This window comes from Moritella sp. 36 (genome assembly GCF_018219415.1).
GTDB lineage: Bacteria > Pseudomonadota > Gammaproteobacteria > Enterobacterales > Moritellaceae > Moritella.
In genome coordinates this window covers 4,297,782-4,320,274 of record NZ_CP056120.1, presented here as the reverse complement: position 1 = coordinate 4,320,274, position 22,493 = coordinate 4,297,782, and the positions used below count along the sequence as shown (strand labels likewise).

Genomic DNA, 22,493 nt, shown 5'->3' with positions numbered 1-22,493 from the left:
TTAGACGCTGTTTTTTCAATTGTTCGATCTATCATTAAATATGACTAAAATGAGATTAATAAAATATTTTTTTTTACTTTATTAACTGATTTATGCATTTCTATATGATTTAAGCTTTTGTTTTTAATCTTTTATTTACGCTTTGATAAGTTTGCTTTATAAGTACTCGTTACATGATGAAGTGCGAGCAATCATATTAAATTAGTGCTAGAATAAGCCAAAATTTTTTGTTAACTAAGACGTACCGCCTTGTGAGTACCTACTTGTGGGTTGTTTTAGGCGTGCCGTTTTTTGTTGATAAAAGTGTTCTTTATCTTCCTAAAAAAAGTAGTGCATGTGAGTATGATTACGATAAAAAAAGGACTGGATCTACCTATCGCAGGTAAACCTGAGCAAGTGATTCATGATGGCCCTGCTATCAAACGAGTTGCTGTTCTAGGTGAAGAGTATATTGGAATGCGCCCAACGATGAGTATTAAAGTTGGTGATCGTGTTAAGAAAGGTCAGGTTATTTTTGAAGACAAAAAGACACCGGGCGTAAAATATACAGCCTTCGCTGCAGGAACAATTGCTGAAGTTAACCGTGGCGCTAAGCGGGTCTTACAATCGGTAGTTATTGACGTTGACGGTAACGAGAGTGAGAAATTCGCTCAGTTCAAATCAACTGAAATTGCTAATCTTGACCGCGATGTAGTGGTTAACAATCTTGTAGACTCAGGCTTATGGACTGCATTACGCACTCGTCCATTTAGTCGTGTTCCTGCAATTGACAGTAATGCATCAGCAATTTTCGTTACAGCAATGGATACTAATCCATTAGCTGCAGATGCTGCATTAATTATCAATCAAAACAGCGATGCATTTGTTGATGGTTTAAATGTTATTTCACACTTAACAAGCGGTAAAGTTTACGTTTGTAAAGCGGAAGGTACATTACCTAAATCAACAGCATCAAATGTTGAAGAGCAAGTATTTTCTGGCCCTCATCCTGCTGGTCTTGCTGGTACACATATCCATTTATTAGAATCAGCTGGTACGAACCGTACTGTTTGGTCTATTGGCTATCAGGATGTTATCGCTTTTGGTAAGTTATTCACTACTGGTGAACTACATACTGACCGTGTTATTTCACTCGCAGGCCCTGCTGTGAAAAAACCACGTTTAATTAGCACTCGTCTAGGCGCATCAATTACAGAATTAACTGCAAGTGAACTTAATGCTGGTGAAAATCGCATTATTTCAGGCTCTGTATTATCTGGTGTTAAGTCTGAAGGTGTACATGCTTATCTTGGCCGTTACCACAGCCAAATCAGTGTATTAACTGAAGGCCGTGAGAAAGAGTTTATCGGGTACATGAAACCTGGTAGCAACAAATTCTCTATCGCTAACGTATTTACTTCTGCATTCAACCGCGCACGTCAATTCAACTTTACTACAACCACTGGTGGTAGTGATCGTGCAATGATGCCTATTGGTAACTATGAGCGCGTTATGCCATTAGATATCTTACCAACTATGTTACTGCGTTCATTAATAACGGGTGATACAGATGAAGCGGTTACGTTAGGTTGTCTTGAATTAGACGAAGAAGATTTAGCGTTATGTACTTTCTCTTGCCCTGGTAAGTACGACTTTGGTCCAATTCTACGTGATTGTCTAACGACAATTGAGAAGGAAGGTTAAGCATGGGTCTTAAGAATTATATCGAAGGGATTGAACATCACTTCGAACCAGGTGGTAAACACGAGAAGTGGTTTGCCCTGTATGAAGCAATTGCAACAGGCCTATTTACACCTGGCTTTGTGACAAAAGGTAAAACACACGTACGTGATAACATCGATTTAAAACGTATCATGATTATGGTGTGGATGTGTACTTTCCCAATGATTTTCTGGGGTATGTACAACATTGGTGCTCAAGCAAATACGGCTATCGCAACAGGTGCTGGTATTGCATTTGATGATTGGCATGTTGCGCTACTGAGTGCGCTTGGCGTTACTATGGGTGAGGGTGCTGGCATCTTTGCAAACATGGTGTACGGTGCAGTTTATTTCCTCCCTATTTACGCGACAGTGTTTATAGTGGGCGGTTTCTGGGAAGTTTTATTTGCAGCAGTGCGTAAGCATGAAGTAAATGAAGGTTTCTTCGTAACATCTATCCTATTTGCACTTATCCTGCCTGCTAATATTCCATTATGGCAAGCGGCTATCGGTATTACTTTCGGTGTTGTAATCGCGAAAGAAGTATTCGGTGGTACAGGTAAGAACTTCTTAAACCCTGCATTAGCAGGTCGTGCGTTCTTATTCTTCGCATACCCATCTGACATTTCAGGTGATGCTGTTTGGACTGCTGTTGATGGTTTCTCTGGTGCTACAGCGCTAAGCTCTGCAGCTGCTGGCGGTCTTGAAGGTTTAACAAGTTCACTGACTTGGGCGGATGCATTCATTGGTAACATGCAAGGTTCTACGGGTGAAGTATCTACATTACTAATCCTATTAGGCGGCGGTGTTTTATTGTTTGCTCGTATCGCATCGTGGAGAATTGTTGCTGGTGTAATGGTTGGTATGGTAGCGACAAGCTTACTGTTCAACATGGTTGGTTCTGACACGAATCCAATGTTCGAAGTACCATTCTACTGGCACTTAGTACTGGGTGGTTTCGCATTCGGTATGATGTTCATGGCGACTGATCCTGTATCTGCATCATTTACTGATAACGGTAAATGGGCTTACGGTATCCTTATCGGCCTAATGGTTGTACTGATTCGTGTAGTTAACCCTGCATTCCCAGAGGGTATGATGCTAGCAATCTTATTTGCTAACTTATTCGCACCTCTATTTGATCACTTTGTTGTTCAAGCTAACATTAAACGGAGACTTGCACGCAATGGCTAGTAAAGAAACTCCAATGAAAACTATCACAATCGTTGCGGCGCTGTGTTTAGTATGTTCAATCATCGTATCTGGTGCAGCTGTAGGCTTACGTGATGCTCAAAATGCTAACAAAGCATTAGACAAGCAAACTAACCTACTTTCTGTTGCTGGAAAGTTAAAAGCAAATGCGAATGTTGGCGAAGTTTACGCTGAATTTGTTGAAGCTAAATTTGTTGATTTAAGTACGGGTGAGTATGTTGAAGAAAATGCAGCGACATTTGATCAACTTAAAAACGTAAAAGATCTAGCGAAAAGTACCGACCTAAAAGGTAAAGATGTTGCTGGTATCAAACGACGTTCAAATGTTGCTGATGTTTATCTTGTAAAAGATGCACAAGGTAACGTTGAGTCTTACGTTCTGCCTGTATACGGTCGTGGCCTATGGTCAACTATGTATGCATTCGTTGCAATCGACAAAGATGGCAAAACAGTGAAACGCATTCAGTACTATGACCAAGGTGAAACTCCGGGTCTAGGTGGCGAAGTGTTAAACCCACTGTGGACAGCTAAATGGGAAGGCAAACAACTATTCAATGCGAATGGTGATGTTGCAATCCGTGTAGTGAAAGGTGGCGGTCAAGATAATACTCCTTCAGGTATTGATGGTCTATCTGGTGCGACGCTAACTAGCCAAGGTGTTGAAAATACATTCCAGTTCTGGATTGGTGAAAACGGTTTTGGTCCTTTCTTGAAGAAATTGCAAAACGGAGGCTTAAACAATGGCTAAGTCTGACTTAAGAGAAGTAGTTACTTCCCCTATTGTTACTAACAACCCAATTGCATTACAAATCCTAGGTGTTTGTTCTGCTCTGGCTGTAACAACTAAGATGGAAACAGCGTTTGTAATGACAATCGCTGTAATGTTAGTAACGGCCTTTTCAAGTTTCTTTATCTCATTAGTACGTAACATTATTCCTAATAGTGTTCGTATTATTGCGCAAATGGCAATCATTGCATCATTGGTAATCGTTGTTGACCAAACGCTTAAAGCGGTAGCATTCCAGTTATCAAAAGAGCTTTCAGTATTCGTTGGTCTTATCATTACAAACTGTATCGTAATGGGTCGTGCTGAAGCATACGCAATGAAGAGTAAGCCAATTCCAAGTTTCTTAGATGGTATCGGTAACGGTTTAGGTTACGGTGCGATCTTACTTGCTGTTGCGACAGTACGTGAAATCTTTGGTTCAGGTACTTGGTTTGGTATTGAAATTTTACCACTAATTCAAAACGGTGGTTGGTACCAATCAAATGGTCTATTACTACTTCCGCCAAGTGCATTCTTCATCATTGGTTTATTGATTTGGGGTCTACGTACGTGGAAACCAGAGCAAGTTGAGCCAAAGGGGTAAACAATGGAACATTATATTAGTTTATTCGTACGTGCTATTTTTATTGAAAACTTAGCATTATCATTCTTCTTAGGCATGTGTACATTCCTTGCGGTATCTAAGAAAGTGACAACAGCGATCGGTCTTGGTGTTGCAGTAACAGCTGTACTTACCATTTCAATCCCTGTTAACCAAGTTATCTATAGTGGCGTACTTGCACCAGGTGCACTTGCATGGGCTGGTTTCCCAGACGCTGACTTAAGCTTCTTGGGCTTCATCACGTTCATTGGTGTAATCGCTGCACTAGTACAAATCTTAGAGATGGTGTTAGACAAGTTCTTACCAGCTCTATATAACGCACTGGGTATTTTCCTACCGTTGATCACAGTAAACTGTGCAATCTTCGGTGGTGTATCTTTCATGGTACAGCGTGACTACAACTTTACTGAATCAGTAGTATATGGTTTTGGTAGTGGTCTAGGTTGGATGTTAGCTATCGTTGCGATGGCCGGTATTCGTGAGAAAATGAAATATTCAGATGTGCCAGATGGACTACGTGGTTTAGGTATTACCTTTATTACAGCAGGTCTTATGGCGCTAGGTTTCATGTCATTTTCTGGTATTCAGTTATAACAAACAGCTGGCTTCGGTCAGCATGTTTCAAGAGCAAAGGATAAGTCGATGGAAGTCATTCTCGGCGTAGTCATGTTCACGATTATCGTTTTAGCACTGGTAACAGTTATTCTGTTTGCTAAGTCTAAATTGGTAAGTGAAGGTGATATTACAATTAGTATTAACGGTGACGCTGAAAAATCAGTGGTAGCTGGAGCGGGTGGTAAATTACTCGGAGCACTTGCAGGTAGTGGTATTTTCGTTTCTTCAGCTTGTGGTGGCGGTGGCACATGTGGTCAGTGTCGTGTGAAAGTGAAATCGGGTGGTGGTGATATTCTACCAACTGAACTTGATCACATATCTAAAGGTGAAGCACGTGACGGCGAGCGTTTAGCATGTCAAGTTAGCGTAAAAGTTGACATGGACATCGAGCTACCTGAAGAAATCTTTGGTGTTAAAAAATGGGAATGTGAAGTTATCTCTAACGATAACAAAGCAACGTTCATTAAAGAGCTTAAAATGGCTATTCCAAACGGTGAAGCGGTTCCTTTCCGCGCCGGTGGTTATATCCAAATTGAAGCGCCTGCTCACCATGTTAAATATTCAGATTATGATATTCCTGAAGAGTATCGTGGTGACTGGAAACACTTTGGTTTCTTTGATATTGAATCTAAAGTTGATGAAGAGACAATTCGTGCTTACTCTATGGCTAACGCGCCAGAAGAAGCAGGTATTATTATGCTTAACGTGCGTATTGCTACGCCTCCGCCGCGTAACCTTTCTTTACCAGCGGGTAAGATGTCTTCGTACATCTTTAGCTTAAAAGCTGGCGATAAAGTAACTATCTCAGGTCCATTTGGTGAGTTCTTCGCAAAAGAAACTGACAATGAAATGGTATTTGTTGGTGGTGGTGCTGGTATGGCGCCTATGCGTTCACACATCTTCGATCAACTTAACCGTCTGAATACAGACCGTAAAGTTTCATTCTGGTATGGTGCTCGTTCTAAGCGTGAAATGTTCTATGTAGAAGATTTCGATATGCTTGCTAAAGAAAACGAAAACTTTGAATGGCATGTTGCATTAAGTGATCCACAACCAGAAGATAACTGGGAAGGTTACACTGGCTTCATCCATAACGTGATCCTTGAGAATTACCTTGCGAATCACGAAGCGCCAGAAGATTGTGAGTACTACATGTGTGGTCCACCAATGATGAATGCTGCTGTTATCGGTATGCTAAAAGATCTTGGTGTTGAAGATGAAAACATCTTACTCGATGACTTTGGTTAATAGTTTTTGATTCAATTCAAATCGATGTATCGATGGCTAGCTCTGATGGGGCTAGCCATTTTCATTCTTGGTTGTAGTGAGCAAAAAAGTACAGAAGAAGTGCTTTTCTCTGGTCCTACTATGGGTACAACTTATCACATGAAAGTAGTGGGTTTCCCACTGTCTGAACAAGATAAGCAAAATATCCAAGTCGAGATTGATAAACGTTTAGAATTAGTTAACGATCAGATGTCGACTTATCGCCCTAATTCAGAGTTATCACGCTTTAATCAAAGCGTTGCAGTTACTGGTTTTGAAGTATCACGTGATACAGCAAAAGTCGTGCTAGAAGCTCTTCGTTTAAATAAATTGACGAATGGTGCATTAGATGTAACCGTTGGTCCTTTGGTTAATCTGTGGGGATTTGGCCCAGATAATAAACCGGAACAAATACCGTCACAGCAACAGTTAGATATTGTTAAGCAACGTATTGGTATTCAGCATTTAGCTGCGACAGAAACAACTTTAAGTAAAGATATTGACGGTTTATACGTTGATTTGTCTTCAATTGCTAAAGGTTATGGCGTCGATGTTATTGCTGAATATTTTACTTCATTAGGGATTGAAAACTACCTAGTCGAAGTGGGCGGTGAACTGCGTATTAATGGTGTGAATGCACGCGGTATTGATTGGCAAGTTGCGGTTGAGAAACCGACAGGTGCTGGTCAAAGTGTGCAAGAAGTAATTGCTGTTGGTAACAATGCAATTGCTACATCAGGTGATTACCGTAATTATTACGAGCTTAATGGTGAGCGTTTTGCGCATACGATTGATCCAATAAGCGGTAAACCGATTAAACATAAGCTGGTTTCTGTGACTGTTATCCATACTTCATCAATGACAGCTGATGCACTTGCAACTGCACTAATGGTGATGGGTGAGAAAGACGGTCTTGAGTTTGCCAAACAGCAAGGTTTAGCTGTATTGATGATCTCAAAGTCAGATTCAGGTTATAATGAAGTGTATACCAAACAGTTCGAACCTTATTTAAAGTAGAGGCTAATATGGCTTATTTTGCTGCGACATTTGTTATGTTTGCGTTAGTTATTGCCGGTATGTCGATTGGTTATATCGTGCAAAAGAAATCAATCACAGGTAGCTGTGGCGGTATTAGTAACTTAGGCATGGAAAAGGCGTGTGATTGCCCAGATCCTTGTGATAAGCGTAAAGCTAAAATGGCAAAAGAAGAAGCTAAACAAAAGATGTTACACGAGAATCGTATCATCTAGTTTATGCCAAGCACCTAGCTATAAAGTGCAATACGCACTTTATAGCTTTTTCTTCTAATTATTTCATTCAAATCTCTAAACCATCGATATTACTTCCTTGCTAATACCTTCCTAAAGACGCTGATTATCTAATTCAATATTATTTACACATCCTTGTACTTATTAATGGGTATTTGTCTTGTGGTTGATATGGATCAAATATGTATTTTTTTAATGTGGCAAAGTATACCTAAGTTAAGGTTTTGTTATTAAATGATGCAAAAGAACATCAAGTGTAATGAAACTGTATTTTAAATGAAAAACATACCCGAATTGATGGAGCCTACATGAACAAGAACATATTATCAGGATTAATCACCGCATCTCTATTATCAGCAACGCTTGCAGCCCCAGCTTTTGCTCATCAGCAAGGGGATATTATTGTTCGTGCGGGCGCCATCGTTGTAGCACCAAATGAGTCAAGTGATGATGTACTTGGTTCAGGTGAATTTAAAGTGAGTGATAATACTCAGCTAGGACTTAACTTCACTTATATGGCAACAGATAATATTGGTATTGAACTGGTTGCAGCTAGCCCGTTCACCCATGAGGTTGCATTAGAGGGAGTCGGTGTTATTGCTGAAGTTAAACAATTACCACCAACGCTACTGGGACAGTATTACTTTGGTGATGCGAGCTCTAAGTTCCGCCCTTATATTGGTGCCGGTATTAATTTTACGGTGTTCTTTGATACTGAGTTTAATGGCACGGGGACTGGTGCTGGTCTATCTGATTTGGATCTAAGTAATTCGGTTGGCTTAGCCGCACAAGCTGGTATTGATTATAAAATTAATGATAAGTGGTTAGTAAATGCTTCAGTCATGTATGCGGATATTAATACGGATGTAAGCTTCAAAGCGGGTGGTGTTGATAAAAAAATCAAAACAGACATCGATCCATTGGTATACATGGTTAGCGTCGGTTATGTATTTTAATTAGCTTTACAGTTTTAATTCTCTAGATATAACAAGGTGCATCAGCATCTTGTTTTGTTTGTGGCTCAATATAATGTCCTATCGTTACACCTTCCTTGTTCAATTATTTCCTCCTGTCTTAATCCGTTTTTATACAGTTCTGTTTTTGATTATGCATGTTTCGGCTGTGTCATTTAAGCCGTAGATTACAATCCCTTACACAGAAGCCGTAATAGACAACGTATGCTATTAGTACTCTTATCGCTAAATTTGCTACCTCGAGCTATGCGATTACTGGCGTTTTCGGTGATGGATGAGATGTAAAATTAATACGGCAGACGATTTTCTGTTTGATTAAGACAAATAATAAAAGCAATTTCGAGTGTGAAACGTCAATAAATGCCGAGAAGATATTTAGGCTTTCATTAATTCGACATATTAGAGAATAAAGTTATGCTTGGTAGAAAAAATGCAAGAAATAGAAATGCAGTACTGGCAAATGCAGGGATTGCGAGCGTCGGAGCCACTGCGACAAGCGCTACGAGTAATGCTGCAGCATTAAGTGCTAATCAGAATCCACCTCCGAGCACAAAGGCTCAAAAGGCTTTAGATCGTGTAAAGTCATTAGGGCCCTTAGCTATCGATCGGCGTGGTGATATAGCTGGTTGGATAGGAGATTCAGCAGATGGTTTTAATGATCTTGCTAAACATATTCGGGATGGAGAGAGTGCGTATACAGGTGGAGGAGCTTTGGAAGCTTCAGCTTCTACTATTTTAGGTCCGCTAATGTTAGTTCATGACACTCTTACTAATATTTATGAATGGAAAACAAACTTCAGAAATGGCACACAACTTACAGCTAACCCACGACTTTCTCCGGCTGATGCAATTTTATATTCGAATACTAAGACTACCGCATATTTTAAGAAGCGGATGGTGAAGAAAATATGCGGTGATTCGGTTTCGTTTAGTGGTGGTATGCTTAGTGCTGTTACTCATGTGAATGTGCTAGGTGCAACTCGTCATGGACGTTCTGATGCTAAGACTATCGCACATCTTGTGAGGCTTAATAAATTACTTAGTCAGTATAAAGGTAAAGGCCAACATTTGAGTGAAGTATGTGATCTTTGCAAGGTCATTATTGATGCTAAAAAACTTAAACTCGAATCGCAGTCGGCCGCGCTGGTAGCTGATCTTATCCCTGGTAGTGTCGCAGGAGGTGCCACTGCTGCAGTTAGTTTTATACATGGGCAGACAATGGCTAGTCGATTATCAAAAATGGCTTTTGATATTGAAGAGACGGCTCAAAAATTACATCATCGCGCGTTTTATGAAATGAACGCTAGTTCATCGAAAGTATATGAGCCAGAGACTCCAGCTCTGGATATGGTACGTGAGTTATTTTCCCAAGTTGGAAGAATAGAAAAGGAAAGAGTATTAATTAACTTCTCTGGTCACAAGTTAAAACTGGGCGGAGAGCATCGTCGAGCGGATAAGTTGATGCGTGAACCAGGTGGCTGGCTGACAATTGTAGATAAATTAAATTTGATTTAACTTTATAAAAAACCTTAATTTGTACATGGATGTGCAAATTAAGGATAAATATCAACTATAAAATATCAGCTCAATATATACCCTCATTCACTTCAATTTATTATTTAATTATTTGTTCTCTGCATTAATTTTATTTATAATTAACTGGTCTTTTATACAGTTCTTATTTGTACTGTGCTACTTAGTTGGTTATGACTCGTTAAGCTTATGAGAAAAATAATTCATATCGATATGGACGCGTATTTCGCCAATGTAGAAATACGTGATAATCCAGCTTACAAAGATATTCCTATTGCGATTGGTGGCATGAGTGATCGTCGTGGCGTGATAGCAACATGCAACTATATTGCGCGCCAATATGGGGTGCGCTCTGCCATGTCCTCTTATAAAGCAATGCAGCTCTGCCCTGATCTAACATTAGTACCGTCACGTATGCAGGTATATAAAGAAGTCTCAGCCCAGCTCCATGAAATATTTTCTCGCTATACCGATCTGATAGAACCGCTATCATTAGATGAAGCTTATTTAGATGTCACGGATTGTGAATTATTTTCTGGTAGTGCCACGTTAATTGCCGAAGATATTCGTAAAAGCATTGAGTCAGAGTTAGCACTTACTGCGTCTGCAGGTGTTGCACCTGTTAAATTTTTGGCTAAAGTAGCATCCGATATTAACAAGCCTAATGGTCTCTTTGTTATTACGCCTTCACAAGTAAAATCCTTTGTCGCAGATTTACCACTGAATAAGATCCCTGGTGTGGGAAAGGTCACTTGGCAAAAGCTTAATCGTGTTGGTTTATATACTTGCGCTGATGTGCTTAAATTCCCACCCGAAGACATAATTGAGAGTTTTGGAAAGCTAGGCCATAGTTTATTGGAACGCTGTCAGGGCATTGATAATCGGCCTGTTTGTAATGAACGTCATCGTAAGTCGGTGGGGGTTGAGATTACTCTACCTGAAGATATTGTCACGCTAGAACAGTGCATGGTGTTATTTCCTCAGCTATATCAAACCTTGTTGCAGCGCCTAGAAAAAGCCTCTCCTGAAATGCGGATCACTAAGCAAGGCGTTAAGCTTAAGTTTAATGATTTTACGCTAACCAGTACAGAGCAAAGTATTACCAACCTCGATGAGTATCTCTTTACTGATTTGTTTGCCCAAGCATTAACAAAGCAAGAACAGCGTGGAATTCGTTTAATTGGTTTATATGTCGGCCTTGCCGGAGACAACGACAGTGAACAATATAACCTACTGTTTTAGCTGTGCTTTCAATTCATGTGATAATTTTATTTATCTTTCTATAATTTATCTCTCACCTTTCTATATTCCTAAAAGTTATTAAAAATCAGTTTATGTTCTTTGGCGGTTATAAGTAAAAGGGCTATATTGATCCAAACGATATGAAATTATCCAATTTGGTCTGATGGAGTAGAAGATGAATCAACAGAGGTTGACCCACCTTAAACAGCTGGAAGCTGAAAGTATCCACATAATCAGGGAAGTTGCGGCAGAGTTTGATAATCCGGTAATGATGTATTCAATCGGTAAAGACTCGTCTGTGATGCTACACCTAGCTCGTAAGGCTTTTTACCCAGGTAAAATCCCATTTCCATTATTGCATGTTGATACTAACTGGAAGTTTCGCGAAATGATTGAGTTTCGTGACAAGACGGTTGCGAAATACGGCTTTGATCTGTTAGTACACAAAAATCCTGAAGGGATTGCAATGGGCTGTAGTCCATTTGATCACGGCAGCTCAAAGCACACCGATATAATGAAAACCCAAGGTCTTAAACAGGCGCTGGACAAATACGGTTTTGATGCGGCATTTGGCGGCGCACGACGTGATGAAGAAAAATCACGTGCTAAAGAACGTGTTTATTCATTCCGTGATAAGAACCATCGTTGGGACCCGAAAAATCAACGCCCGGAATTGTGGCGCACTTACAATGGTCAGGTAAACAAAGGTGAAAGCATTCGTGTTTTCCCATTATCGAACTGGACCGAACTGGATATTTGGCAATATATCTACCAAGAACAAATTGAAATTGTACCACTTTATCTTGCTGCAAAACGTCCTGTTGTTGAACGTGATGGTGCGTTGATCATGGTTGATGATGATCGTATGAAGTTACGAGAAGGTGAGCAGATCGAAGAAAAAATGGTTCGTTTTAGAACTCTTGGTTGTTACCCATTAACAGGTGCTGTGGAATCTGAAGCATTAACATTGCCTGAAATTATTGAAGAAATGTTACTGGCGACAAGCAGTGAACGACAAGGACGTATGATTGACCATGATTCTTCAGCTTCAATGGAGCAAAAGAAACGTCAAGGTTATTTCTAGGTAGGAGCAGGGTAGATGAACACTCAAATAGCAAATGAATTAGCACAAACAGACATTGAAACCTACTTACATCAACAGCAGCATAAAAGCCTATTGCGTTTTTTAACCTGTGGTAGCGTTGATGATGGTAAAAGTAGCCTTATTGGTCGCTTATTGCATGACTCACATCAGATCTATGAAGATCAACTTGCTGCATTGCATGTTGATAGCCAGAAGTCAGGTACAACAGGTGAAGCGGTTGATTTAGCGTTATTAGTTGATGGACTTGCTGCTGAGCGTGAGCAGGGAATTACGATTGATGTGGCATACCGCTATTTCTCTACATCAACACGCAAATTTATTATTGCTGATACACCGGGGCATGAAGAATACACGCGTAATATGGCAACAGGTGCTTCAACGTGTGATCTTGCGGTGATCTTAATTGATGCACGTAAAGGAGTATTAACGCAAACTAAACGTCATTCGTATATTGCGTCATTACTGGGTATTAAACATTTTGTTGTGGCTGTTAATAAAATGGATCTCGTTGATTTCTCTGAACAGCGTTTTGAAGAAATTAAAGAAGAATACTTAGGTTTTACCGAAAAGCTTAATGACATTACCATTGAATTCACGCCATTATCAGCATTACTCGGTGATAACGTTGTAGAGCGATCGACGCAAACACCTTGGTTTAAAGGTCGTACATTATTGGAGTGTTTAGAGGCTGTTGATACATCCGATGAGGCTCTTGATAAACCATTCCGTTTACCTGTGCAATATGTGAATCGTCCTAACCTCGACTTCCGCGGCTTTGCCGGTACTATCGCAGCAGGTAAAATCAGTGTCGGTGATGAAGTTGTTGCGTTGCCATCAGGTAAGTCAAGTACAGTTAAATCGATAGTTACTTTTGATGGTGAGCTAGCCTCTGCGCATCAAGATCAAGCGATAACATTAACACTTACTGACGAAATCGATGTGAGCCGTGGTGATATTCTCGTTGCTGTTGCTGAGCAACCTAAATTATCAGATTCATTTTTGGCGAATGTAGTGTGGATGTCAGACCAAGCATTACAAATAGATCGTCAATATGATATCAAATTATCGAGTAAGAAAACCACAGGTCAGTTTAGGCTAATCCGTAATAAAATAGATGTAAACACTTTAGAAGAGTCAGCATCTACAGAGCTTTCATTGAATGAAATTGGTTTATGTGAGTTAACACTTACTGAAGTTGTGCCTGTAGATAAATATCAAGATGTAGCTGATACAGGTAGCTTTATTGTTATCGATCGTTTAACTAATGTGACGGTCGGTGCGGGTATGATTGACCAAGTACTTGATATGAAGGGAAGTACTCACTCTCATGAGTTTAGTGAGTTTGAAGTAGAGTTGAATGCCTTGGTGCGTAAACACTTCCCACAATGGCAAGCTATCGATATTAGCAAGCTGTAGGATGTTGTTATGAATGTGATACAGGGAAGTATTTTAGTCTCACTGGTGATCTTCATTGGCTTACTTATCTCTGGTAAGTTTCGACCGTCGAGTTTATTTGGTGGGATGGTTATTTTAGCTTACTTGTCTGGTTTTATTGAAATGCCTCAAGTCATGGCTGGATTTACTAATCCTTCTCTTATCACATTAATTTTATTATTACTTATTTCGATTACGATTGAAAAAACGCGTCTAATTAGCTGGATAGGACGGCAGTTATCCACGGGCCGTTTTACGGTTGTGGTGGCTAAACTCGGTATTTCTACGGCTTTACTCTCTTCTTTTACCAATAATACCGCTGTTGTTGCGTCGTTAATTGGTGCAGTGAAGCGTAACAATACCCATGCACCCACTAAATTACTTATTCCACTTTCCTATGCTGCGATCTTTGGTGGCACACTGACGCTAATTGGTACATCGACAAATCTGATTGTGAATAGTTTTGTGGTTGATGCAGGGCTTCCCTCATTGGGCTTTTTTGAATTTTCGATTATCGGTTTAGCTGGTTTTGCTGCTGGTATGATTGTACTTATTACCATGAGCCATAGGTTACCCGACCATACCCAAGATGAGAGTGAAGAATTAGTCTATTTTTTAGAAGCACGTGTAAAACCTAATTCAAACCTGGTTGGAAAAACCATTGCTGAAAACAATTTACGTGCGCTAAAACAGTTATACCTTGCCGAAATACAGCGAAATGGTGACGTGATTTGTCCCGTCTGCCCAGGCGAAGTATTACAAGCGAATGATCAACTTCTGTTTTGTGGTGACGTTGATTCTGTCGGAGTACTGCAAGATATTAAAGGGCTGAAGTTATTTGGTCAAGGTGAACTGAATGGTCAACATCTTGTTGAAGTGATCGTCAGTCATTCTTCAAAATTAAATGGCTTAACCTTAAAAGAAAGTAAATTCAGAGAACATTTTGATTCTGTGGTAGTAGCTATTCGCCGTGGGCATAGTCCTTTACGCGGAGGCTTAGGTAATGTGCGTTTACGTGCTGGCGATACCTTATTATTAGCACCGGGAGCCGAGTTTAAAAACAGTAAAGATTTGAGTCGTGATTTTGTCGTTGTCAGTGGTTTAGATGCTGCCACACGTTTAAGTGATAAACGTAGTATTGGCGTATTAGCTGGATTTGTTGGCACGATTGCTTTAGCACTAACGGGCACATTACCGTTATTAAAAGGTTTAGTTATATTCGTATTACTTCTTTGCATGAGTGGTACTTTATCCTTACAAGAGATCCGTAGACGTTTGCCCCTTGATCTTTGGATTGTCGTAGGTAGTGCATTAGCGCTATCGAACATGCTACAAACCAGTGGTGTTTCAGACTTATTAGCGGGATCTTTAATACAGGCTTTTAATGGCTGGGGGGTATTGGCTGCGTTTATTGCTACTTATTTTGCAACATTATTATTAAGTGAATTAATCACCAATAATGCCGCTGCTGCATTGGCATTCCCAATTGCATTTAGCTTGGCACAAAGTTATGGGGTGAGTGAATTACCTTTCATCATGGCGGTTATCTTTGGTGCTAGTGCCAGCTTTATTTCGCCTTACGGTTATCAAACCAATCTAATGGTTTATAGTGCAGGAAATTATGCGCTATCTGACTACCTTAAACTCGGTGTTCCGACATCGATTGCTTATTCCTCTATGGTATTAGTAATGATTCCATATGTATTCCCATTTTATTTGTGAGCATGTAATGACAAGAATTATTAATGAAAGTAATGCTGATACAGCAGCGACTGAAAACATCGTGTGGCATAAACATACTGTAGATAAAGCAGCAAGAGCAGCGAATAAACAACAGCAACCCTGTGTATTGTGGTTTACGGGCTTAAGTGGCTCTGGCAAGTCGACAGTGGCGGGCGCATTAGAGAATGAATTACATAAAGCGGGTTATCATACGTACTTGTTAGACGGCGATAATGTGCGTTTTGGTTTATGTGGCGATCTGGGGTTTAGCGATGATGACCGTAAAGAAAATATTCGCAGAGTGGGAGAAGTGGCGAAGTTAATGGTTGATGCAGGTGTTATTGTATTAACTGCCTTTATTTCCCCACACCGTCAAGAGCGTGATTTAGTTCGTTCATTATTGGGTGACAGTGAGTTTATCGAAATACATGTCGATGCGGACCTTACGGTTTGTGAGCAGCGTGATCCGAAGGGACTTTATAAAAAAGCGCGGGCAGGTGAGATCAAGAATTTTACCGGTATTGATTCTGTTTACGAAGCACCAAATAAACCAGAACTGTACTTAGATAATGGGAATAATCCAGTATCAACCTCAGTTCAACAGATAGTGACTTATCTTTCACAGCAAGGTCATATTAAGTAATTTTTATAAGTAATTTTTTATAAAAATCGTTTGTAAGTAAAGGAGTCGTAGCGAATAAATGGATAGTTCAATAGAGAGTTCAATAGAGAGTTTAATCGATCATTTAGTCAGTCAGGTTAATGATATTGCTGTTGCAGCGGGACAAGAAATATTAACTATTTATCAGCGCGATTTTAAGGTTGATACCAAAGATGATAACTCACCAGTGACAGAAGCCGACATTGCAGCTAATGACATTATTGTTGCTAGCTTACTCACTATCACACCTGATATCCCAATTTTGTCGGAAGAAGGCGCAAATATCCCTTGGGATGAGCGAAAGCAATGGCAAACATTTTGGCTTGTTGATCCGCTCGATGGCACTAAAGAGTTTATTAAACGTAATGGTGAGTTTACCGTTAATATCGCCTTGATCCACAATCAGCAACCTATATTAGGTGTTGTCTATGCACCTGTATTAGATAAGCTCTATTATACGAATACTGACGGCGCTTTTTTATTACATGGTGGCGAAACCGTTAAGTTAGCTGCATTACCAGTTCCTAATCATGAAACTGTTAAAGTGGTCGGTTCCCGTTCTCATGCAAGTCCTGAAATGGCATTGTATTTAGCACGTTATAAAGAAACAGATATTATACCGGTTGGTAGTTCATTGAAGTTTTGTTTGATTGCTGAAGGGAGTGCGCATTGTTATCCACGATTAGGCCCCACTTGTTGGTGGGATACTGGTGCTGGACATGCTGTTGCTTGTGCGGCTGGTGCAAAAGTAGTACAACTTGATGGTTCGCCTTTATTGTATAACCACCAGGAATCAGTATTAAACCCGTTTTTTGTTGTCGCTAAATAGTAGTGCTTAAAAACTAAATGCGTTATGTAAATGGCTGGTTAGCTCAGAAAAATATTCATGGTTATTCTCATGAGGGATGAGCTTAGCCAGCTCATCACCAATATTAGTAAAGCGATAATACTTCACTCTTGATGAACTGCTTTTTACTTTTACCGTTAATTTCTCTTCCCCGTAGCTTATCGGTAAGTCTTTATCTCGTGGGAGATTGACCATTTCTAATTCATTGTTATGAATTAATCCCAATTCAGATAAGGTTAAAAAGCTGCTATAAGGTAGTTTGTGTCGACCTAAGTTAATCGATTTAAATTGCGGTTTATTAAATAATAAGAAACTTTTGTTATTATTTTGGCAGTTAAGAATAATTTTACGGTTAGTGTCATAACCTACTTGAGAACTTAAGTTACAGGCAGACTGAAACATTTGAGCTTCACGTTGGGTCATTTGATTGAGTGTGCGCAGTGACTTTACTGAGAAACTGCCGGAATGGCTTAATTCTAACGCAAAAATTTTACCCCATAATGTTTGCATATGCGGCCCTGAAATATCTTTTGCCATTGACATAAAAGCACTGAGCCAATCTGGGTCAATCACTTCGCTGGTGACATCGTCACAAAAATTATTGGCGCGAACGACAATGCTTTCTAAATTTTGTTGTTGTTTTATTTGTTCTTGATTAACACGTTGGATTGCTCTGTGTTCAAATGTGGTGTGCTTGTTTACTGTTAACATACCGTCAATGCCTCTATCTTTAGAGACTTTTCTTAATTGTTGAATACTGTTTAAAATATTCGATTCAACTTTATTTATACTGGTATCATTTCCAGACATAGCAAAACCTAGCCGTGTATTCAGATTAAGGGTAATAAGCTTTATTTATACCTGATATAGGCCTGAATGTATTGTTTTGATATGTAAAATTGCTGGCTAGCGAGGATATTTTTATACTAGTTTATATTTTAAAGTTATTTGGACGAGTTCGGTAATAAAAAGTCTACTTCTACTCGTCCTTCGTATGGTATATCTAAGGTTTTGAAGGCTATTTAGATATTAATATTATATATAGGCATTGATAAGACCAATCACAGTCTCGATCTCTGTTGGATTCATCTCACCGTCTTTAACATATAAAATCTTGCCTGCTTGATCTAATAAAATGATCGCAGAACTTTTTTCTGTTAGACCCCACTTATTACGAATATCACCGTCTTCATCAAGAACAAAGATTGCATCGGGAAATTCTTCTTTGTTTGATCTCAATTGACTCGCGACTATCGCACCAGTACCCCAAATCGCTTCGTCTAAATTAACTAGCGTAGCAGTATTGTATTTCTCGAATGGGAAATCAGATTTTTTCAATGCATCAATCATTGGCTCATTTAATTCCTTAGCTGATGTGCGCCCTGCAATATGCTGAATTAAAATAACCTTATTATGTAACTCGGCAGTAGACCACTGGCGGTATTCGAATTCACCTTCGACTAGAGCAACATAACCTTTATCTTTGATTGTAACTTGGGGAACATTATCTCCCAACGTGAGGTTATGGCTTAAAGCGACAAAAGAGGCGAGTGATAGCGTAATAGCCGTCAGTATTTTTTTCATTATTTTTATCCTTTTAAATATGAAATTAATGTGAATGTTTAAGCCGATAGTCTATTAACCAGCCATATCGAGTTATATTATTTTCATATATTATTCTATTTTCAAGGATTTTTATTACTAAAATACAAATATTGTGGTCAATATAATGATTCACTAATCAATTCTGTGTCAGACGATAATATTTTATCTAATTTTACTTTTGACCCTAATATGACAGTATATTGATTTTGATTAATTATGATTTGTTGGCCTTTTATGCCGCTTTTACTATCAATGGTTAGCCATACGGGTGACACACTACCAATACTGTCTGATGGATAAAGCATGAAAAGTTCATATTCAGGTGCGAGTTGACTAATCAGTGTCGCTAATAATAGGGCTTTTTCATCACTGTCTGCTTCATTGCTTTTTAAGACGCTAATTGGAGAGAAGAAACTATTCTTATGCTCTTCTCTGTCTGGGATAGCATAAACCCAATGCTGTGCATTTTTGACAGCTGAGTTAACTGACTGCTGGTTGGCAAGTTGTGTCGCAATATCTTTTAGGTATGCCCTATACTCATAAAAAAGTTGAGAATAATTCGGTCTAACGCAAGGTAAATCTTCATCATCTGGATGCACGCAAGGGGTTATTTTTAAGTGATAAAAGGCATCGTTTTGATATTGATTGTAGGCCTGCCAAAATAATTGTGAGGCATTACTTTTGTCTTTATTGGTAAATGCGTATTGTATGTCTTTTATTTTTTCTTGATCATTTGGAGTGTAGAAATTAATACGGTCGATAGCAAATTCGAGTCTTGGCGTTAAGTAGGTATGAATCGCTTTGATTGGATAACTCAATGAAAAGGACAATTTATAACTGTCTAATAATGATGTTTCAACAATATCGGTATCAAAAAATGATTTTATCTTTAAGCTCTTTCCTTTGCTATCAGTCCATTGCCAATTAATCGAAAATGAATTTATTTCATTGTTCGGTAAGTTGATTAGGGGCGAAGACGAAAGATTATTGCGTTCATCTGTATCACCAGAGAGAGAGGCCATTACCGGTACAGAAAGGAAAATCATTATGCTTGTGGTTATAGAAGGCCACAGAGATACGTTGTTCAATAAAGAGTTGGGCATTTAATGAATCTCTGATGATGAGCTATTCACTAAGCTTGGTAGAAAATGTGATTGATATCAAAAATAATACAGAATAAATTTTGTTACCAACCACACCTTATTATAACTATTTAGACCTGTTATCGCACAGGTCGTTTGCGTAACAGCTGATTACCAGCCCTTTACGATTGAATTGTTAAATAGTTTTTTAGCTTCGTCATACACTTCTTGAGTTTGGAATGCCGCGATGAATTGTTTTACTTTCTCTGAATCTTTATTGTCGTTACGAGCAACAATTAAATTTACGTATGGAGATTCTTTATTTTCCACGAAGATGCCGTCTTTAGTTGGCGATAAACCAATCTTAGTTGCAAATGTGGTGTTGATAACCGCTATTGTTACGTCTTGTAAGTTACGCGCTAATAGCGCAGCTTCTAATTTTATAATCTCAACACCAAATGGATTCGCAGTAATGTCTAATTCTGTAGCTTTAATACCCGCGCCAGCTTTAAGTGCGATGATACCTTGTTGCTCAAGTAATAATAATGAGCGCCCTAGGTTAGTTGGATCATTTGGTACTGCAATTTTATTACCTTCTTTAAGCTCGTCAACACGCTTGATTGATGCTGAGTATGCCGCAATTGGATAAACAAATGTGTTTGCTACTGCTGTAATATCGTAACCACGTTGTTCGATTTGTGCATCTAGATAAGGTTTATGTTGGAAAGCATTTACATCAATACTGCCTTCTTCAAGTGCTCGGTTTGGTGTTACATAATCCGTAAAGGTGACTATTTCAATGTCTAGATCGTATTTCTCTTTAGCAATTTTCTTTGCAATCTCAATGACTTCCGCTTCAGGGCCAGCCATTGCGCCCACTTTTAATACTGTTGAGTCTTTGTCGCCACTACATGCACTTAATAACACACTTGATGCAATTGCTGTTACTGATACTAATTTCTTTAGTGAAAATTCCATGATTAATATTTCCTTGAGTTGTTAAAATTTATTATCTGTGGTCGACTTTACTTATTAAGCGTTCACCGACTGATTGAATAACTTGTACGATGATCACCAGTAAGATTACTGTAATTAGAATAATAGTAGGGTTAAAGCCAATGTAACCATGCTGAATACCAACATCGCCTAGGCCGCCGCCGCCGACAGTACCCGCCATTGCTGAGTAGTTTACAAGTGTTACTAACGTGATTGTGATGCTATTAATAATTCCTGGCATTGCTTCTGGGATTAACACTTTCATTATAATTTGTAGTGGTGTCGCGCCCATTGTTTGCGCTGCTTCGACTAGCCCTGCTGGCACATCTAATAATGCACCTTCAATTAATCGAGCAATAAAAGGGATTGAAGCAACTGTTAGTGGAACGATCATTGCGCCAGTGCCGATTGATGAGCCGACAATCAGGCGTGTAAAAGGAATGATTGCAACAAGTAAAATAATGAAAGGTACTGAACGACCTACATTTACAATCACACTTAATACATTATTTAATTTTTTATTTTCTAAAATACCGTTGGTTTTTGTTACATGCAATAGGATGCCTGTTGGCATACCCAGTAAACATGCAATTGCAGCGGCAATACCGACCATCTCGAGTGTTTCAATCGTTGCGGTAAAAAGTAAATTAATCATTTGATCAGTCGACATAACCGATAACCTCTACATTAACTGCGTGTTGTTGGAAAAATGCTTTGGCTGCAAGAGTGTTTTCTTTATTACCAATAAGTTCGGCAAGCATATAACCGAACTTGATGCCGCCGGCAAATTCAATATCGGCACTTAAAATATTCACATCAACATTTAATGTACGACTTACTTCTGAAATAACGGCTGAGTCAACACTGTTACCAGTGAAGCCAAGACGTACTAATGGCGTTGAGTTTTCTTTCCTATTTAACGATAATCGTTGTTTATACTCATCAGGAATTTCTAGGTTTATCGTTGCTTCAATAAATATTTGTGCTAATTCTGTTTCTGGATTAGCAAAGAACTTCGCTACCGTATTTTGTTCAATCAATTCGCCTTTATCAATGATCGCAACTTTATGGCAGATATTTTTAACCACTTCCATTTCGTGCGTGATAAGTAGAATCGTCAGGCCTAGTCGTGCATTAATATTTTTTAATAGTTCTAAAATTGATTTTGTTGTACTCGGGTCTAGTGCTGATGTTGCTTCATCGCACAGCAGTACTTTAGGTTCTGAAGCTAATGCACGCGCAATCGCCACACGCTGTTTTTGACCGCCACTTAATTCCGAAGGGTAAGCTTTATGTTTTGTTGATAAGCCAACTAACTCAAGCAGTGGTGTAATTTTGCTATTGATCTCGGCTTTATCAATACCTGCTAATTCCAGCGGTAATGCTACATTATCAAATACAGTTCGAGACGATAATAAATTGAAATGTTGAAATATCATGCCGATTTGGCGTCGTGCAGTACATAGTTCTGCTTTATTTAGTTGAGTTAGTTCAACGCCATCAAGCTGAATTGATCCCGATGTTGGAGTTTCAAGTAAGTTTACACAACGAATAAGGGTACTTTTACCCGCACCTGATGAACCTATAACACCGAATATCTCACCTTTTTCGACGTTTAGGTTAACGTCTTTCAAGGCATAAACAGGTTTGTCTGTAGTTTCAAATATTTTATTTATATTTGTTAATTTAATCATTTCAACGCCTAAAACGAAAAGTAAAAATTGATATATAAGATTAGATATTAATTCTTCATTTATGAGTAACAACTGGATACATATGCTAGTTATTTAGTTGCCCAAAGTCAATGGCCTTTTTTACATCTAGATGGCTAAACCGTGTTTTA

At 39.0% G+C, this 22,493-nt stretch carries 22 protein-coding genes; 16 read left to right on the top strand and 6 right to left on the bottom strand.

Translation table 11 applies throughout. The features are described 5' to 3' along the window. The first annotated feature begins 342 nt into the window (after positions 1–342). The 16 genes from HWV03_RS19120 (at position 343) to cysQ (ending at position 16,949) form a co-directional block, all read left to right on the top strand. Positions 343–1,683, top strand: a complete 1,341-nt coding sequence (locus HWV03_RS19120) for a Na(+)-translocating NADH-quinone reductase subunit A (RefSeq protein ID WP_211677426.1) — start codon at positions 343–345, stop codon at positions 1,681–1,683. A 2-nt stretch (positions 1,684–1,685) separates the two neighbouring features. Then, positions 1,686–2,894, top strand: coding sequence for an NADH:ubiquinone reductase (Na(+)-transporting) subunit B (locus HWV03_RS19115; RefSeq protein ID WP_211677424.1), 1,209 nt, complete (start codon positions 1,686–1,688; stop codon positions 2,892–2,894). Continuing rightward, a complete protein-coding gene (locus HWV03_RS19110) occupies positions 2,887–3,660 on the top strand; it encodes a Na(+)-translocating NADH-quinone reductase subunit C (RefSeq protein ID WP_211677422.1) in 774 nt (257 codons plus the stop codon). Before HWV03_RS19115 ends, HWV03_RS19110 begins: the two co-directional genes overlap by 8 nt. After that, positions 3,653–4,282, top strand: a complete 630-nt coding sequence (locus tag HWV03_RS19105; protein WP_211677420.1) for an NADH:ubiquinone reductase (Na(+)-transporting) subunit D — start codon at positions 3,653–3,655, stop codon at positions 4,280–4,282. The genes HWV03_RS19110 and HWV03_RS19105 overlap by 8 nt, the downstream gene beginning before the upstream one ends. 3 nt (positions 4,283–4,285) lie before the next feature. Next, positions 4,286–4,894, top strand: coding sequence for an NADH:ubiquinone reductase (Na(+)-transporting) subunit E (gene nqrE / locus HWV03_RS19100; protein ID WP_211677418.1), 609 nt, complete (start codon positions 4,286–4,288; stop codon positions 4,892–4,894). Between the two features lie 48 nt (positions 4,895–4,942). Beyond that, positions 4,943–6,163: an NADH:ubiquinone reductase (Na(+)-transporting) subunit F gene (gene nqrF, locus HWV03_RS19095; protein WP_211677417.1), complete on the top strand. Its 1,221-nt coding sequence runs from the start codon at positions 4,943–4,945 to the stop codon at positions 6,161–6,163. 24 nt (positions 6,164–6,187) lie between these two features. Next, positions 6,188–7,198 carry an FAD:protein FMN transferase gene (locus HWV03_RS19090; RefSeq protein WP_211680329.1) on the top strand — a complete coding sequence of 337 codons (1,011 nt, stop codon included), beginning with the start codon at positions 6,188–6,190 and terminating at the stop codon, positions 7,196–7,198. Positions 7,199–7,206: 8 nt separating this feature from the next. After that, a complete protein-coding gene (gene nqrM, locus HWV03_RS19085; RefSeq protein WP_211677415.1) occupies positions 7,207–7,431 on the top strand; it encodes a (Na+)-NQR maturation NqrM in 225 nt (74 codons plus the stop codon). Between the two features lie 326 nt (positions 7,432–7,757). Beyond that, on the top strand, positions 7,758–8,405 hold the full coding sequence (gene ompW, locus HWV03_RS19080) for an outer membrane protein OmpW (protein ID WP_211677413.1): 648 nt from the start codon (positions 7,758–7,760) through the stop codon (positions 8,403–8,405). 432 nt (positions 8,406–8,837) lie between these two features. After that, positions 8,838–9,938: a hypothetical protein gene (locus tag HWV03_RS19075; protein ID WP_211673024.1), complete on the top strand. Its 1,101-nt coding sequence runs from the start codon at positions 8,838–8,840 to the stop codon at positions 9,936–9,938. Between the two features lie 207 nt (positions 9,939–10,145). Next, on the top strand, positions 10,146–11,198 hold the full coding sequence (dinB, locus tag HWV03_RS19070; protein WP_211673023.1) for a DNA polymerase IV: 1,053 nt from the start codon (positions 10,146–10,148) through the stop codon (positions 11,196–11,198). 175 nt (positions 11,199–11,373) lie between these two features. Continuing rightward, the gene (gene cysD / locus HWV03_RS19065) at positions 11,374–12,282 is read left to right on the top strand and encodes a sulfate adenylyltransferase subunit CysD (RefSeq protein ID WP_211673022.1); all 909 of its coding nucleotides are present in this window, start codon (positions 11,374–11,376) and stop codon (positions 12,280–12,282) included. 15 nt (positions 12,283–12,297) lie between these two features. After that, positions 12,298–13,719 (top strand): sulfate adenylyltransferase subunit CysN, encoded by a 1,422-nt coding sequence (gene cysN / locus HWV03_RS19060; RefSeq protein ID WP_211677411.1) that lies wholly within the window; start codon positions 12,298–12,300, stop codon positions 13,717–13,719. Positions 13,720–13,728: 9 nt separating this feature from the next. Beyond that, complete coding sequence (locus HWV03_RS19055; protein WP_211677409.1) at positions 13,729–15,459, top strand: SLC13 family permease; 1,731 nt, start codon at positions 13,729–13,731, stop codon at positions 15,457–15,459. 7 nt (positions 15,460–15,466) lie between these two features. Continuing rightward, a complete protein-coding gene (cysC, locus tag HWV03_RS19050) occupies positions 15,467–16,102 on the top strand; it encodes an adenylyl-sulfate kinase (protein ID WP_211677407.1) in 636 nt (211 codons plus the stop codon). A gap of 58 nt (positions 16,103–16,160) precedes the next feature. Beyond that, a complete protein-coding gene (cysQ, locus tag HWV03_RS19045; protein ID WP_211677405.1) occupies positions 16,161–16,949 on the top strand; it encodes a 3'(2'),5'-bisphosphate nucleotidase CysQ in 789 nt (262 codons plus the stop codon). A gap of 6 nt (positions 16,950–16,955) precedes the next feature. Here cysQ and HWV03_RS19040 read toward each other — a convergent pair whose 3' ends face one another. The 6 genes from HWV03_RS19040 to metN all read right to left on the bottom strand — a co-directional run bounded on the left by HWV03_RS19040 (position 16,956) and on the right by metN (position 22,344). Further along, the gene (locus tag HWV03_RS19040; protein ID WP_211677403.1) at positions 16,956–17,777 is read right to left on the bottom strand and encodes a TIGR03899 family protein; all 822 of its coding nucleotides are present in this window, start codon (positions 17,775–17,777) and stop codon (positions 16,956–16,958) included. Positions 17,778–18,002: 225 nt separating this feature from the next. Beyond that, on the bottom strand, positions 18,003–18,551 hold the full coding sequence (locus tag HWV03_RS19035; protein ID WP_211677401.1) for a YtfJ family protein: 549 nt from the start codon (positions 18,549–18,551) through the stop codon (positions 18,003–18,005). A 137-nt stretch (positions 18,552–18,688) separates the two neighbouring features. Further along, a complete protein-coding gene (locus HWV03_RS19030; RefSeq protein ID WP_211677399.1) occupies positions 18,689–19,675 on the bottom strand; it encodes a hypothetical protein in 987 nt (328 codons plus the stop codon). 150 nt (positions 19,676–19,825) lie between these two features. Further along, the gene (gene metQ / locus HWV03_RS19025) at positions 19,826–20,632 is read right to left on the bottom strand and encodes a methionine ABC transporter substrate-binding lipoprotein MetQ (protein ID WP_211673014.1); all 807 of its coding nucleotides are present in this window, start codon (positions 20,630–20,632) and stop codon (positions 19,826–19,828) included. Positions 20,633–20,663: 31 nt separating this feature from the next. Continuing rightward, a complete protein-coding gene (locus tag HWV03_RS19020) occupies positions 20,664–21,320 on the bottom strand; it encodes a methionine ABC transporter permease (RefSeq protein ID WP_211677397.1) in 657 nt (218 codons plus the stop codon). Then, complete coding sequence (gene metN, locus HWV03_RS19015) at positions 21,310–22,344, bottom strand: methionine ABC transporter ATP-binding protein MetN (protein ID WP_211677395.1); 1,035 nt, start codon at positions 22,342–22,344, stop codon at positions 21,310–21,312. Before metN ends, HWV03_RS19020 begins: the two co-directional genes overlap by 11 nt. Positions 22,345–22,493: the final 149 nt, after the last annotated feature.